This is a genomic window from Microbacterium sp. ZW T6_19, from assembly GCF_044987465.1.
Lineage (GTDB): Bacteria > Actinomycetota > Actinomycetes > Actinomycetales > Microbacteriaceae > Microbacterium > Microbacterium natoriense_A.
This window is the reverse complement of record NZ_JBJDRH010000005.1, coordinates 171,318-186,813: the sequence shown is the minus strand read 5'-3', so window position 1 is coordinate 186,813 and position 15,496 is coordinate 171,318. Positions and strand designations below refer to the sequence as shown.

Below are 15,496 nucleotides of genomic sequence, written 5' to 3'. Positions count from 1 at the left end.
AGATGGCGGATTCCACGCCCAGTTGGCGGCGACATGGCGAATTATCGGCCAACTGCAACCTGGACCTGGGGTCCAGAACGAGGTCGCTACCGGCCTGCCCAGCAGGCTGGTAGGGGGAGAGACCTCAAGCCGTCGCGGAGTTGACGCGGAGCTTTGCCCTCCGGTCCGTGGGACGGCCTGCGTGCGGCAGTGTCGCGGTCCGGACTCAAGCAGGTTGGTGGCGGCGTGACGCCTCAGATTGTCTGGCGAGCGCGCGGGTTGGTTGACAGTCGGACCAGCGGCATGGCCTCACCCCGTGACGTGGGCCAGGGATCCCTCCTCATCCGTGCAAGAAATCGTGGCGGGGTGGCCGGGCTTCGTCTTCGAGGTAGAGCCGCACGACCGGACCGGCGCACGTCGCCGATTGGATCGGCAACGTCACATCGAGCGAGTCAGCGGATCGCTGCCATACGACGTCGTCGGCAGAACCGAGGACTCGCACCTCGCGGATTCCTCGGGTCGCCAGGCCTGCACCGCTTCCAAAGGATCGGATCCGCGCGATTCCATCCTCAGGCTGTGCGAGCAAGGTCGCGTACACGTAGTCCCCGGTGACATGAGTTCGTGTCGTGAAGCGGATGTCCGCGGCGGTGTACTCGGGTGAGGAACTGTCGACGAACGAGCCGGCGGTGACTTCCGTCGGGCCTTCGCCGGAAATGGTCCACGGTCGGCTGCCGTAGATCGCTTCCCCGTTCCGGGTCAGCCATTCGCCGATGGAGCGGAGAAGTCGACCCTCCTCTTCCGGGATGGTTCCGTCGGGCTTCGGTCCGACGTTGAGGAGGAGCACGCCGTTCTTCGAGACGGTGTCTGCCAGTTCGGCGATGAGCTCATGCGCGCGCTTGTACTCGTGCCCTTCGACCCAGCTCCATGATGTTCGCGACACCGACGTGTCGTTCTGCCAGACGTCGTCGTGTATGCCACCCATAGCGCCGCGTTCGATGTCGTAGACGGCGCTTCCGGGCGCGAAGGAGTTCCATTTGAAGTTGATGACGACCTCGCGTCCCCATTCGGCGGCGCGGTTGTAGTAGTACGCAGCGAAGCGACGCAGATAGGGCTCGAACGCAGGCGACTCGATCCACCAGTCGAAGTAGAAGATCTGCGGCCGGTACTTGTCAACAATCTCGACGCACCTCAGGAGCCAGTCCTCGAGAAAGCGCTCGTTCGGTGCGACCTCCTCGCGCTGGGCCGGCCCGTAGAAGTCTGCATAGGCGGGATCACGGACGTCGGAGTCGAACCGGCTGCCTCCGTTCATGAAGAACCAGTGCTCTGCGCGATGGCTCGACGCGCCAAGTACCATCCAGGCGCGGTCAACGGCGTCGCCTAGCTGGCGGAACACATCCTTGCGCGGACCCATCTGCGTCACGCTCCACCGCGACCGATCGCTGTCATAGAGGGCGAAACCGTCGTGGTGCTCGGCCACGGGAACCACGAACTGTGCGCCGGCCTCTTTGAACAGCGCTGCCCAGTCGTCAGGTTGGAACTTGTCCATCGTGAAACTCGGGATGAAGTCCTTGTACCCGAATGTGCGCTGCGGGCCGTATGTGGCGACGTGATGCTCGAACGGCTTGCTGCCCTGCAAGTACATGTTGCGGGAATACCACTCGTCTTCGAACGCGGGCACCGCGAACACGCCCCAGTGCAGGAAGATCCCGAACTTGCCGTCGTGGTACCAGCCGGGAGCTCGGTACCGCTGAAGCGACTCCCAGGTCGAGTCGTAGGGTCCCGCGTCGATGACCTGCTTCACGTCGGCCAGTGCCGCGGTGTTGTCAGAGACATCGATCGGATCGGGGAGGTCGGCAGGGTTGATCAAGGGCAACGTCATTGTGGATCCTTCTCGCGGCCATCCTCGAAACCGAGGTCGTTCGACCAGAAGTCGAGCTGGTGGCGGTTGACAGCATGGGTGTTCTGCGGAACAGTGTAGCCGTACTTGGAGCGCTCCAAGTAATGATCACGTTCAAGGGAGAATGGATGCTCATGCTGAATCGACCGAAACATCGGCGGGGCCTGCTCGGGTTCCTCGCCACCGCAGCCCTGGCGGTGGCGGTGCTCAGTAACGTCGGGGTGGCGAACGCCGCAGGATCAGACCACTTCGTCGATTGCTCGGCGAGCACGAGCGGCCTGGGGACGCAGGCGAGCCCATGGAACTCCCTGGCTCAAGTGAACGCCATGCAGTTTGGGCCGGGCGAGCGCGTCCTGTTCAAGGCGGGAACGACGTGCGTCGGTCAGTTGACACCGTCCGGTTCGGGAGCAGCAGGAAACCCCGCCGCTCTCGCCAGCTATGGCTTGGGAGCCAAGCCGATCATCGACGGTGCCGGAGTCGTGGGTCCCGTGATCAAGCTCCTCAACGTCCAGCAGTGGGAGCTTTCCGGCCTTGAGATCCGAAACGCCGCTGCCACTCCCGCGTTCAGATCGGGAATCCTGGCAGAGAATTCCTCGGGCACCACACTGTCGCACATCGTGATCACCGACATGACCATTCGCAACATCTCCGGATGGTCGGGCGGCTGGTACTCGTCGAACGCGGGAATCGGCATCCAGACTGACAGCACCACGGCGGTCTCTACCTGGAATGACATCACGATCGCCGACAACTCCTTCGACCACGTGGACCGCATCGCTGTTGCGGTCACGCCGGAGGGCAACGGTCGGGGTACGGGTCCGACCACGAACGTTCGCATTCTGAACAACAACATCCGATACTCGGGCGGTGACGACATCTTGGTTGTCAACGGGGTCGGAGCGTTGATCGACGGGAACGATGCGGCCCACGGCGGGGTCAAAGCGACGACCGGATGCCCGCCATCCGGAAACATCTGCAATACAGCGGCAGCGTCGATCTGGGTGGCCGGCAGCAGCGACACGATGATCCAGAACAACACTGTGGCGTGCACGATCAACAAGCAGGACGGCTCCGCGTTCGATGTCGATTGGGGCAACCACAACACGACGATCCAGTACAACTACTCGCGCAACAACTCCGGTGGCTTCCTCTTGATGATGCAGCAGATCGGGAGCGAGCCCCCGAGCGACGGAACTGTTGTGCGCTACAACGTGAGCGACGGCGACACGAACACGGCCGGGTGTCCGATCGCGAGCAACTTCAATCGAGCCCACAATGTGTTCGACTTCCCCGGTGCCATTCCCAACCAGAGCGGCTCCGCTGCGCCCCTCCCGGATATCTACAACAACACGATCTATATCTCCTCGGGACGGCCGACGTCGGTGGTCGGAACGCGCACCGGCAACACGCAGCCCGGGTCCTACCAGTTCCGCAACAACCTCGTACTGAACTTCGGCTCGAAGGGCTACCTCCAGACCACAGGGTCCGTCTTTGCCAATAACCTCCTGTATGGTCCGCGCAACAACAATGAGCCAACGACGGGGACCATGTACCTGTCGCCGCAACTGGTCGGTCCCTTGCAATCCGCAACGCAGCCATCGGCGGGTGCAAGTACTTTCCAACCGCGGGAAACGTCCGCCGCATTAGGTGCTGGTGTGACGATCCCCTCCAACGGCGGTCGAGATTTCGCCGGTGACCCGATCGCGGCGGTCCCGAGTATCGGTGCGTATGAAAATGCCGACACCAGTGTCATACGAAACGGCAGTTTCGACTCCGGCGCGCTCACACCATGGACTCTGAGCGGAGCGGGATCGTCACTCACGACGAGTACACGAGTCAACGGCACTGCGGCGGTGCAGACGGGCAACTCGAACAGCGGAGTGGAGAACGTCGTCAGCGGGCTCAGCCCGTCGACGACGTACCTCCTGTCCGCCTGGGTCAAGGTCGAGGTCGCGGGTGAACAGGTCGCCATTGGAGTCAAGGGCTTCGGCGGAGCGGAGGCTTACAGCAAAGCGACCGACACGACCTGGGCACTCAACACCGTCCAGTTCACCACCGGACCGAGCAGCTCGACCGCGACGATCTACTGTTACAAGAACACCGGCGCCGGCCCGGGATTCTGTGACGACTTCAGCATCACCAAACTGACGAACCCCGCAAGCCTGGTCCTGAACGGAGGATTCGAGACCGGCACGCGAGCATCCTGGGGACTGTCATCGACAGTCGCTGTCGACGTCACGGCGGCGGCTGCGCACAGCGGGTCGTTCGGGCTCTCGACAGGAGCGGCCAACAGCGGGGTGCAGCAGACGATCAGCGGACTCCAGCCCGGCACGACGTATGTCCTCACAGGGTGGCTCCGCGCCGCATCGGGTGAGCAGCTCGCTCTGGGCGTCAAGTCGTTCGGTGCCGCCGAGTCGTATCATGCCGTGACCGGGTCGACTTACGCCCCGGCCGCGGTGGTGTTCACCACGGGCACTGCCAGCACGCAGGCGACCGTCTATTGCTACAAGGGCGCAGGGTCATCGACGGGCTCATGCGATGACCTCATGCTGGTGGCGGTGGGCTAGCCAACCTCGGTCCGTGCCTGTGTCGGCATCCTGCCGACACAGGCACAGACCGCGCCGCGATTCCGTCTTTGGTACGCTCCAAATGACCGCTTGCGAGAGGCTCCAAGCGGGGAGGTGAGGACAGAATGGGTCGGCAGGTAACACTCGAGGATGTCGCCGCCGAGGCGCAGGTCTCGAAGAGCAGCGTTTCGAACGTGATCCGAAACCATCCGCACGTTCGGGAGTCGATGCGTCAGCGCGTCAACGCGGCCATCGACAAGCTCGGCTATCGGCCGCAGGCCATAGGCCAGAACCTCGTCTCCGGGCGAACTGGTCTGGTGAGTCTTGCCATCCCCAATTTTGCGCAGCCCTACTTCGCCGAGTTGGCGCGGGCCGCGGTCGCCGCAGCGGGAGACGCGGGGATGCGCCTGATCGTCCAGCAGACCGACAATCTCCTGGAGCGTGAGCGAGAGGCTGCGGACTCATGGAACCTGGGCTCCGCCGATGGGCTCATCTTCAGCCCGTCGGTGATCGAGGATGAGGAGATCGAGTCAAGGCGGGGTCGCACCCCGCTCGTGCTGCTGGGCGAGCGATCGAAGCTGTCATCCGTCGATCGCGTCGGTATCGACTCGGTGGCGATCTCCCATGCCGCGACAAAGCACCTGTTGGATCAGGGTCGGTCGCGGCTGGTGATGATCGGCGACAAGACGTTCGGGGACCCGTTCGTGGTGTCGGAACGCGAGGCGGGCTTCCACAGGGCGTTGGAGGAAGCCGGTCTGAGTGAAGCCGGGCCTGTCGCGGCGGTTCGGGATTGGACTCGCGAAGACGGGGCTCGCTCCGTCGAAGAGGTCCTCGACGCGGGTGTCGAATTCGACGGGATCTTCTGCGCGAACGACTTGCTCGCACTGGGCGCGATGTCGGCGCTTCGTCGACGCGGGCTGACCGTCCCCGAGGATGTCGCGGTGATCGGCATCGACGACATCGAAGATGGCCGGTTCGCCTCACCGACGCTGTCGACCATGTTCATCGACAAGGAATGGATGGCACGTGAGGCCGTCCGGTTGCTCGCCAAGCAACTCGACGACCCCCAGTCCATCCCGGAGCAACTGACCGTGCCGTTTCACCTCGTCACGCGTGAATCGACAACCTCGTCACGCTGACTTGACAAAGATCGACGTCACAGTCATCCTGTATTTGCGTTATTTGGAGCGCTACAAATTCTCAAAGAAGAGGACCTCATGAATCACAGCATCAGCCACACTCAAGGGGGCAATGCCCCTGCCCGGAGCAACAAAGCGCGGCGGAGGAATCTGATCGCGGCAGCTGCGCTCACCGCCGCCGCGCTCCTCGTCGCGGGCTGCGCACCGACAGGCGAGAGCGCAGGTGACGACAAGACGGTCCTGACTGTCTATGGCTGGAAGGGCGGGGAGGCCGAGCCGGCCAACGTGGAACAGATAAACTCCGCGTTCGAGAAGGCGAACCCCGACATCACGCTCAAGTACGAGTTCATCCCGTCAGCCGCATATCCCCAACGAGTGCAGTCCGAACTGCTCGCTGGAAACACCGCCGACGTCCTCATGACCGACTCGGCCAAGGTTCAGGACTGGGGGTCGTCCGGATACCTCGAGGACTTGTCTTCCCAGCAGTGGGTGGCCGGTGTGCGCGACGACATCAAGCCCTTCATCGAGAACGATGGCACGACCTATGCGCTGCCCATGGAGGTGATCGGCATCTCTCTCTTCGCCAACAACACCCTCCTCAAGGAGGCGGGGATCGAGAAGATCCCGGCGACGTGGCCCGAGTTCGAGACGGCCCTCCAGAAGGCGAAGGATGCCGGCATCACGCCGCTGTCGTTGCCCAACAAGGGCGGGTGGACCGGAAGTTCGGTGCTCAACGCGATTGCGGCCACCCTCGTCTATCAGGACAACCCGTCGTTCGACGCGGACTTCGTGGAAGGAAAGGCGTCGTTCTCGTCGTGGGAATCCTCGATGCAGCAGATGATGGATCTGCAGACGAAGGGGTTCGTCGACTTCAAGAACGAACTCGGCGTCGACGAGTGGAGCACCGGCATCTCGGACTTCCAGGCAGGCAAGAGCGCCTTCTACGTGCAGGGCGCATGGAACCAGTCGACGTTCACGAAGGCCGGAGTAGACGACTCGTTCATCCCGTGGCCGGCCACCGACAAGGACGATTCGAACGCGAACCTGTTCGTCGGCACAATGTTCAGCATCAACGCCAAGTCCGAAGTCAAGACGGCAGCAGAGAAGTACGTCGAGTTCTGGTCCGAAAGCGAGAACGCGTCGCTCTACCTGGAAGCAGAGAACGCGGTGTCGCCCTTCACCGACGGCGACAGCCCGTCTTCGAGCGCCTCGGAGAGCTTCGTGGCAGCCGTTGACGCAGGAAGGTACCGCATCCTTCCTTCCAATACCTGGTTCGATGCCGCCGGCGAGAAGACGCTCCAAGGTCAGATCCAGGCCCTGTGGCTCGGTCAGCAGAGCATTGATCAGACGGTCAAGAACCTCGACGAGAAGCTCAAGCCCGCGCAGTGAGGCGCCTGCGGCAGGGGCCGAGCCGCACACAGCTCGGTCCCCGCCGCCGCTATCGAAGGAATTCCATGATCCACCGCAGACCATACACAGCCGTCGCGTTCCTGGCACCGGCCCTGGCCCTGTACCTGGCCATCATCGTGTATCCGCTGACGCAAGGACTCTTCTTGAGCGTCACCGACAGCAAGGTCGGCAATGCCGGCAACTTCGTCGGAGCGGCGAACTATGTCGCGCTCGTCGGCGACGACGACGTGATGCGAGCACTCGCTATCACTGTCGCATACGCCCTGGTGGTCGTCATCGTGCAGAATACGATCGGTCTGAGCCTCGCCAGGGCGCTGTTCACCCGACCCCGTATCCGCCAACTGGGCAGCACGCTCATTCTCGTTCCCACCTTGATGTCGGCCGTCATGGCCGCGTTCGTCTGGAACTCGCTTTTCGCGCCGGACGGAGCAATCAACTCCCTCCTGAGATCGCTTGGTCTCAGCACGCTCACACGCGTATGGCTCGGCGATCCCTCCACGGCGCTCTGGGCGATCGCGCTGGTCAACATTTGGATGTTCTCGGGCTATTCGGCCGCCGTCTTCCTGGCCGGATACATGAACCTGCCGACCGAACTCCTCGACGCGTCAAGCGTGGACGGTGCATCCGGCTGGCGCAGATTCGCCTCGGTTGAGTGGCCCCTTCTCGCCCCTGCCACGACCGTGGCTGTCACCCTTTCGCTGATCGGTTCACTCAAGATCTTCGAGCTCCCCCTCGTGATGACGAACGGTGGACCGGCCGGCTCGACCACCACTCTCACCATGCTGATCTTCGCCAAGATCTTCGGCGGACAGGGCAGCTTCGCCTATGGCGCGACCATCGCCGTCCTGCTCCTCGCGGTCGTCGTGCTTTTCGCCGGAGTCACGCAATCCCTACTTCGACGTCGCGAGGAGCGAATCTGACATGGCGAACACAACGATCAAGCCAGCCCGGACGGCCTTGCGAACGAAACGTCGAGTGGGTGGCCCAAAAGCGCACCGCGGGCCCCTGTCGCTGATTGGGGACGTGATCCTTGCTATCGCCGTCGTCCTCATCATCGCGCCGTTCGCATACACCCTCGTGACGTCATTGCGGCCCGCTTCAGATGTGATCAACGATCCGCTCGGCTGGCCGACAAGCCTGACGCTCGACAACATCGTGAACGCCTACGAGAAGATGAACTACACGCAGGGATTGCTCAGTTCGACGATCATGTTGGTCGGCACCCTGTTCCTCACCATCGTCGCGGGATCGTTGGCCGCGTACCCGCTTGCACGCATCAGCCGATCGTGGACGACCTGGGTGTACCGCGTCTTCATCGCAGGCTCGACAATCCCGATCTTCGTGCTGATCGCGCCGCTGTATCTCCTGCTCCGAGATGCCGGCCTTCTGAACAGCTACGCCGGAGTCATCCTCGCTTACACCGCCATCAACCTTCCAGTCGCGATCTTCTTCTACACATCGTTCTTCCGACAGATTCCGATCGAACTCGAGGAGGCGGCCGCGATCGACGGATCGGGACCAGTGCGCACGTTCTTCGTCGTGCTGTTCCCTCTCCTTCGACCTGTCACTGCGACTCTGGCCACTTTCCTGACCCTCAGCGTGTGGAACGACCTGATCGTGCCGCTGGTCTTCGTGCAGGATCCGTCATTGAAGACGGTGATGGTGAATGCGTACTCCCTTGTCGGCAGTTACACCCTGGACCCGAGTCTGCTCTTCCCGGCTGCGTTGCTCGGCGTCGCGCCACTGCTCATCGTGTTCGCCTTCTTGCAGCGATACATCGTCAGTGGGCTCACAATGGGCGCAGTGAAGTCCTAGCGATGGCGCACAAGAACACGCGACAGCCAACCGCCTCCCGCTCCACGAACCCGTGCCACGGGGTGACCGAACGGTCCGAGTTGCGCATCCGGGACCCCTTCATCGTGGAGCACGACGGACGCTACCTGCTTTTCGGGACGACGGATCCGAGTCCGTGGCACGGGCCGGGGATCGGGTTCGATCGATACGAGAGCGACGACCTCGAGCTGTGGACGGGCCCCTTCCCTGCGTTTCGGCCCAGCCCAGGATTCTGGGGCGAGACCCAGTTCTGGGCACCCGAGGTGCATTTCCACCACGGTACGTGGTGGATGTTCGCGACGTTCGCCGATCACGGGGGTCGCCGCGGCACCCAAGTGCTGGCCGCGACCGAGCCAGACGAGTTGTTTCAGCCCTGGAGCGACGGCCCCGTCACCCCGAGTGAGTGGATGTGTCTTGATGGCACCCTGTTCGTGGACCCGGATGGTGCGCCATGGCTAGTCTTCTGCCATGAATGGCTGCAGGCCGGAGACGGTGCGATCTATGCGCAGCGCCTCAGCGAGGACCTGCGAACTTCGAGGGGAGCTCCGATTCTCCTGTTCACTGCCTCGCAGGCGCCCTGGACACGCCCTTTCCGCAATGAAGAAACGGGCTACGACGACGTGGCGTTCATCACGGATGGCCCCTTCGTCGTTCACGATAGTGCTGGGCTTGCGCTCCTCTGGTCGAGCGGTGGCGATGGAGGATACTCGGTCGGCGTGGCTCGCAGCTCCACCGGACTCATAACCGGACCCTGGCTGCACGAACCACAAACCCTCGTGGGGTCCGGTGGGGGACACGCGATGCTGCTCACAACACGAAGCAACCACTTTCTGGTGTTCCACCAGCCCAATGAACTCACCTTAGAAAGGCTCACCATCCGACGCGTGATGGAAGCCGACGGGATCTATCGGGTCGCCGCTGAAGACCCCAGCGTCCATTCTGGATTTGATCAAGACACCTTGTGAATCGCAGAATTCTGGTTGAGTCTCGGAGGAGGAATCCGACCCCTGCGCGATCGATGCCTGTGGCCTTATTCTCAGGCCTCAGCCGTCATGAACTCGGAGCAGAGTCGTCAGCGTCGGCGCGGCTAGGTCGTTTCGCCTTTGATGACCCGGAGAGGGAAGTGCAGGTCGGACTCCTTTACGGGCTCTCCTGTGATGGCTGCGAGAAAGCCGGCCACGGTCGCATGTGCCGCGTCGCCGGCAGGGTAGTCGATGGTCGTAAGACGGGGGACGAAGATCTGCGAGAGCGGGGTGTTGTCCATGCCGATGACTGCCAGCTCGTGGGGAACGCGTCGTCCGCGCAGTATCCCCGCTGTTAGGACGGCCGCTGCAGTATCATCGTTGTAGCAAGCGATCGCGACCGGCGTGTCCTCCAGCGAGTCCATGACCGCCAGGGACTCTGCTCGACTCACGCCCAGCTCGAGGATCCTCGGTTCCGGTAATCCGCGATGCTGACACTCGTCGCGGACGCCCGCCTCGCGCTCGTCACCGAAGACGTCCTGTCGTGTGTCGCGAAGGCGGGCGTAGGCCACGCGATGGTGTCCCTGCTCGGCGAGGTGGCACACCTGGAGTCGCCCGATGTCGTAGTTCACGTCGCGGCGATCCCCGGACGGGGGCGAGGAGAAGAACTGCACGCCTCTCGATCGCATGATCTCCTGCTCCCGTTCCAGGAACGGTATGAAAGAGAGGACACCCCGCGGGCTGGCGGTCGAGATGAGTCGGTCGAACATCTGCGCGGACGGCGTGGAGAGGCGCAGCAGCAGCGTGAGGCCGTGCTCTGCCAGTTCCTCGGTCGCCTTCTCGAAGATGACCTGAAGGTTCACGCCGAACGTGGTGTCGGGGATGAGTGCGATCACGAGATCACTGGTGCCCCGCACGAGGCTCCGCGCCGCCGCCGACGGCTGGTACGCGAGCTCTCGGGCCGCTTGCTCTACCTTTTCGCGGGTCGCCGCGGCGAACTTGGCTCCGCGGCCGTTGAGAATCTCGCTGACGGTCGACCTCGACACGCCTGCGTGGAGCGCGACGTCGCGGCTGGTCGTGGCCATTGCGGCTCTCTTCCGTTCTTGAACTGGCTCTCAGGGTACCCACTCCTCCAAAGCGCTATCGGATTGACGCGTGACAATGAGAGCTTCTCCCGCTATTGTTTCGTAACAACGGCACGTCACTGTCGCCCAGCGCCTAAGTGCTGACCGCGGCGTATGCACGACATTTCACGACAACGGGGTTCTGATCAATGACTCGAAAACTCTCTGATGGCATCTCGCCGTCCTCGGGTCTTGACCCTCGGATCATCGACGTGATCTTCTTCGTCGGTGCCGTCATCGCGATGCTGGGTGCGGTGGCCATCGTCCCCGTCACCGCCAGGCGTCGAGCCGACCTCGCCACCCAAGGCATCAAGGTCATGCGCTGACGCGGAGGTTCGGCCGCCGCCGCATCCCATCCGCCGATGAGGCGACGACACCTACCGATCCCGTCCGCCATCTAGAACCGGCACGCATGCCACGCATGAGGACGACACCCGCATGAAGGAGCCCACCATGACGACCACCTCATTCAACGACGGCTGGAGCGTTCGCGACAAGACGAGCATCTTCGAGAGCCTTCAAGGCGCCGTCGAGACGGAGTCGGTCCGGCTCCCGCATGACGCCCTCATCCACCGTGACCGCTCCGGGGCCGCCGGACGGACCTCGCACACGGGGTACTTCCCCAGCGCCACTGTGGAGTACGCGAAGACTCTCCACATCCCGGAGGATTACCGGGACAAGCGCGTCACGCTCGAGCTGCAGGGCGTCCATCGCGATGCGATGGTCTACGTGAACGAGGTGTTCGCCGCGCAGCGGCCGTTCGGATACTCCACCTTCTACGTCGAGCTCGACGCCTTCCTGACGTATGGCGCCGCGAACACGATCCGAATCGAGGCCCGCGCCCACGAGGACTCCCGCTGGTACACCGGCGTCGGAATGCACCGCGACGCATGGCTGCACGTCACCGAGCTTGTGCACGTCACGCGGACCGGCGTGCAGATCACGACTCCCGACATCGACGCCCGTCGTGCCGTCGTCGAGGTCGTGACGACCGTGCAGAACGAAAGCACAGGCACCGCGCAGCGGTCGATCTCCACAGTCCTGCGGGACTCCGAAGGCCGGACCGTCGCCACCGACACCGCCCTCCTCACCCTGCGCGCAGGATCGACCTCCGTCACGCGCCAACGACTTTATGTCACGACCCCGCAGCTATGGGACGTGGGCAGCCCCTCCCTCTACACGGCCGTCACCACTCTTCTCGACACGGGGACCGCGGCCGAGGAGCGCGAGACCCGCTTCGGCATCCGCACCCTCCAACTTGACCCGGTCGAGGGTCTGCGGATCAATGGGACAACCGTGAAGCTCCGCGGGGCATGCATCCATCACGACAACGGCATCCTCGGAGCCGCCACGATCGGCCGCGCCGAGGAACGACGCGTGCAGTTGTTGAAGGAGGCGGGCTTCAACGCGATCCGCAGCTCGCACAACCCGCTCAGCCAGGCGATGCTCGACGCCTGCGACCGTCACGGGATGCTCGTCATGGACGAGACCTTCGACATGTGGACGGTCGGCAAGTCCGCCTTCGACTACTCCCTCTCTTTCCCGGAGTGGTGGGAGCGAGACGTGGAAGCCCTCGTCGCGAAGGACTTCAACCACCCCTCGGTGATCTTCTACTCCATCGGCAACGAGATCCCCGAGACAGGGAACCCGCTCGGATCCGACTGGGGACGGAGGATCGCGGAGAAGATCCGCTCACTCGACGAGACCCGTTTCGTCACGAACAGCATCAACGGCTTCGTGTCAGCGCTCACCGAGGTCGCCCGCATCATGGCGGCAGAGCGCGAGGGCGATGCCCCCGCCGGAGTGAACGCGGCAGGCGACTTCATGGGAGCGATCAACGCCTCCGGCATGGTGACGGAGAGGACCGCGGAATCCTTCGCCGCCGTCGACGTCGCCGGCATCAACTACGGCGAGACCCGCTATGTCGCCGACAGCGATGAGTTCCCCAACCGCATCATCGTCGGCACTGAGACCTTCCCCCGGAACATCGACGTCAATTGGCGCCTGGTCGAGGAGAACCCGCACGTGATCGGTGACTTCACCTGGACCGGCTGGGACTACCTGGGCGAGGTCGGGATCGGCCGAGTCCAGTACCTCGCTGACGGTGAGGGTCCCTCCTTCGCGGCTCCCTACCCCTGGCTCGCAGCCTGGTGCGGTGACCTCGATATCACGGGATTCCGCCGCCCCATGTCGTACTACCGCGAGACGGTGTTCGGGCTCCGCCACGAGCCCTACGTTGCGGTGCAACCTCCGCAGCACCACGGCGCCGTCCAGTTCCCGAGCCCGTGGGCGTGGTCCGATGCCGTCGCAAGCTGGACCTGGGATGTCCCGGCAGGCTCTCCCGCCACCGTCGAGGTCTACAGCGACGCCGACGAGGTCGAGCTGCTCCTCAACGGTGAGAGCATCGGCCGGACGGCGGCCGGCCGCGACCACGGTTACCGTGCCGTCTTCGAGGTTCCTTACGCGCCCGGCGAGCTCACCGCCATCGCCCACACCGCCGGATCCGAGGTGAGCCGGGCCAGTCTCCGGACAGCGTCAGAAGACGTGCGGCTGAAGGTGGAGGCCGATCGCGATCGCCTGATCGACAACACCTCCGACCTCGGCTTCATCACCATCGAGCTGCGCGACGCCGAGGGCACCCTCATCACCGGCGCCGACCGCCTCGCCAGAGTCGCGATCAGCGGCGCGGCGATCCTCCAGGGCCTGGGGAGCGCGCGCCCCGACCCTACTGAGAAGTACGACTCGGACGAGCACACCACCTTCCAGGGGCGCCTCCTCGCCGTCGTCCGGCCCACCGGTGTCGGACGCGTCACCGTCATCGTGACCGCCGACGGGCTCGAGCCCGTGACCATCGCACTCGACGTCGCAGACGCCAGCGCCGAGCGGGGCCGTGGGGCCCTCCTGGGGCACGAGGCGGCCCTACCCGTCCCCCCCATCACTTCGGCCGGTGGCCGGTGAGCACCCAGAAGAAGCGCATGTCTGCCTCGGAGTATCCACGACAACTACGAGTGGGTCCACTGGCGACAAAGCCCACCTCCGCAGCCGACCGGATGGACGTCGTGACCGCAATCGATCCCTCAAGGGCCACTGCCGACCCCGCGATGGACGAACGGCTCCCGAAGCGGGCGAAGCCGATCATCGGGCTGCTCCTGGCCTCGGCGTTCGTCGTGATCCTGAACGAGACGATCATGGGGGTGGCACTGCCGAGCCTCATTCGGGACCTCGGGATCACCGCGGCCACCGCCCAATGGCTGACCACCGCTTACCTCCTGACGATGGCGATCATCATCCCCACAACGGGTCAAGTCCTTCAGCGGTTCGGCACGAGGTCGGTCTTCATCGCGGCGATGACGCTGTTCACCCTCGGCACCCTCCTCGCCGCGGCAGCACCCGGCTTCGAGGTGCTCTTGGCCGGCCGCGTCGTCCAGGCCAGCGGCACGGCGCTCATGATCCCGCTGCTGATGACGACCGTGCTCACCTTCGTCCCGGCATCGCGCCGGGGCCGAATGATGGGCCTGATCTCGATCGTGATCGCCGTCGCGCCGGCGATCGGCCCGACGATCTCGGGGCTCATCCTGAGCTCGCTGTCCTGGCGGTGGCTGTTCATCGTCGTGCTCCCCATCGCGCTCGTCGCGCTGATCCTCGGCTCCGTCCTCATCACGGACATCGCCGAGACCCGTAGAAGCCGGTTCGACGTGCTGTCGATTCTGCTCGCCGCGATCGGCTTCGGTGGGCTGATCTTCGGGCTGAGCAGCCTGGGGGAGGCGGCCGCCGGAGAGGTGCTGCTCCCGCCGGTGGTGCCTGCGGCGGTCGGGGTCCTCGCTCTGGCTGTCTTTGTTCTCCGCTCGCTGTCGCTGCAGGAGCAGGACCGGGCCCTCATGGATCTTCGTCCCTTCCGCTCGCAGGCCTTCGCGATCTCGACGCTCCTGGTGATCGTCAGCATGGCAACGCTGTTCGGGTCGCTCATCCTGCTCCCGATCTACCTGCAAGACGTGCTCGGCCTCGACACGCTCCAGACAGGGCTGACGCTCCTCCCCGGCGGAGTTGCGATGGGGGTCGCCGCCCCCATTGTCGGCCGTCTCTTCGACCGCTTCGGGCCGAAGCCGCTCGTCACCCCGGGTGCCGTACTCCTCAGTGCCTCACTGTGGGGGCTGACCACCGTGAACGAGGGGACCGGCGTCGTCTTGGTCATCGCGGTCCATGTCGCGCTCAACGTGGGGCTCGGGTTCATGCTCACACCCTTGCTCACCTCGGCGCTGGGGTCGCTGCCGAAGAATCTGTACTCTCACGGATCCGCGATCGTTAACACGCTGCAGCAGGTCGCCGGCGCCGCCGGAACGGCCTTGTTCATCACGCTCATGACCACCGGGACCGTCGCCGCGACGGCCGCAGGCTCTGCTGTCGTCCCCGCCCAGGTCGCCGGCGTGCACACGGCGTTCGTCTGGGGAGCTTTCCTCTCGCTGGTTCCCGTCCTGCTGTCCCTTTTCGTCAAGCGGCCGTCCGACGTCGACCGGAGCACGTTGGTGGCCCACTGATTAGCGCAGCGTGGCAGCGCCCCGGCGGCAACCTGCACGGCGTGTCATCG

The 15,496-nt window shown here is 64.1% G+C and carries 11 protein-coding genes; 9 read left to right on the top strand and 2 right to left on the bottom strand.

Going from position 1 to position 15,496, the window contains the following annotated elements; translation table 11 throughout:
* Positions 1 to 319: 319 nt before the first annotated feature.
* Positions 320 to 1,858, bottom strand: coding sequence for an alpha-L-fucosidase (locus ACI3KT_RS09790; RefSeq protein ID WP_404903948.1), 1,539 nt, complete (start codon positions 1,856 to 1,858; stop codon positions 320 to 322).
* On the opposite strand from ACI3KT_RS09790, the gene ACI3KT_RS09785 reads away from it, so the two are divergent.
* From ACI3KT_RS09785 to ACI3KT_RS09760, 6 genes are all read left to right on the top strand, one after another.
* Positions 1,858 to 4,443, top strand: coding sequence for a carbohydrate binding domain-containing protein (locus tag ACI3KT_RS09785; protein WP_404903946.1), 2,586 nt, complete (start codon positions 1,858 to 1,860; stop codon positions 4,441 to 4,443). The two genes, ACI3KT_RS09790 and ACI3KT_RS09785, sit on opposite strands and share 1 nt — an antisense overlap.
* A 125-nt stretch (positions 4,444 to 4,568) precedes the next feature.
* Positions 4,569 to 5,582, top strand: a complete 1,014-nt coding sequence (locus tag ACI3KT_RS09780) for a LacI family DNA-binding transcriptional regulator (RefSeq protein ID WP_404903945.1) — start codon at positions 4,569 to 4,571, stop codon at positions 5,580 to 5,582.
* Between the two features lie 78 nt (positions 5,583 to 5,660).
* The gene (locus tag ACI3KT_RS09775; protein WP_404903943.1) at positions 5,661 to 6,971 is read left to right on the top strand and encodes an ABC transporter substrate-binding protein; all 1,311 of its coding nucleotides are present in this window, start codon (positions 5,661 to 5,663) and stop codon (positions 6,969 to 6,971) included.
* Between the two features lie 65 nt (positions 6,972 to 7,036).
* Positions 7,037 to 7,912, top strand: a complete 876-nt coding sequence (locus ACI3KT_RS09770; protein WP_404903941.1) for a carbohydrate ABC transporter permease — start codon at positions 7,037 to 7,039, stop codon at positions 7,910 to 7,912.
* A 103-nt stretch (positions 7,913 to 8,015) separates the two neighbouring features.
* On the top strand, positions 8,016 to 8,807 hold the full coding sequence (locus ACI3KT_RS09765; RefSeq protein WP_404903939.1) for a carbohydrate ABC transporter permease: 792 nt from the start codon (positions 8,016 to 8,018) through the stop codon (positions 8,805 to 8,807).
* 2 nt (positions 8,808 to 8,809) lie between these two features.
* Entirely contained in the window at positions 8,810 to 9,790 is a 981-nt protein-coding gene (locus ACI3KT_RS09760) for a glycoside hydrolase family 43 protein (RefSeq protein WP_404903937.1), read from the top strand.
* Between the two features lie 122 nt (positions 9,791 to 9,912).
* Here ACI3KT_RS09760 and ACI3KT_RS09755 read toward each other — a convergent pair whose 3' ends face one another.
* The gene (locus tag ACI3KT_RS09755) at positions 9,913 to 10,872 is read right to left on the bottom strand and encodes a LacI family DNA-binding transcriptional regulator (RefSeq protein ID WP_404903935.1); all 960 of its coding nucleotides are present in this window, start codon (positions 10,870 to 10,872) and stop codon (positions 9,913 to 9,915) included.
* 188 nt (positions 10,873 to 11,060) lie between these two features.
* Between ACI3KT_RS09755 and ACI3KT_RS09750 the strand changes: the two genes are divergently transcribed.
* From ACI3KT_RS09750 to ACI3KT_RS09740, 3 genes are all read left to right on the top strand, one after another.
* Entirely contained in the window at positions 11,061 to 11,237 is a 177-nt protein-coding gene (locus ACI3KT_RS09750) for a hypothetical protein (RefSeq protein WP_404903933.1), read from the top strand.
* Between the two features lie 127 nt (positions 11,238 to 11,364).
* On the top strand, positions 11,365 to 13,869 hold the full coding sequence (locus ACI3KT_RS09745; protein ID WP_404903931.1) for a glycoside hydrolase family 2 TIM barrel-domain containing protein: 2,505 nt from the start codon (positions 11,365 to 11,367) through the stop codon (positions 13,867 to 13,869).
* A 92-nt stretch (positions 13,870 to 13,961) separates the two neighbouring features.
* Entirely contained in the window at positions 13,962 to 15,446 is a 1,485-nt protein-coding gene (locus ACI3KT_RS09740) for an MDR family MFS transporter (protein ID WP_404904063.1), read from the top strand.
* Positions 15,447 to 15,496: the final 50 nt, after the last annotated feature.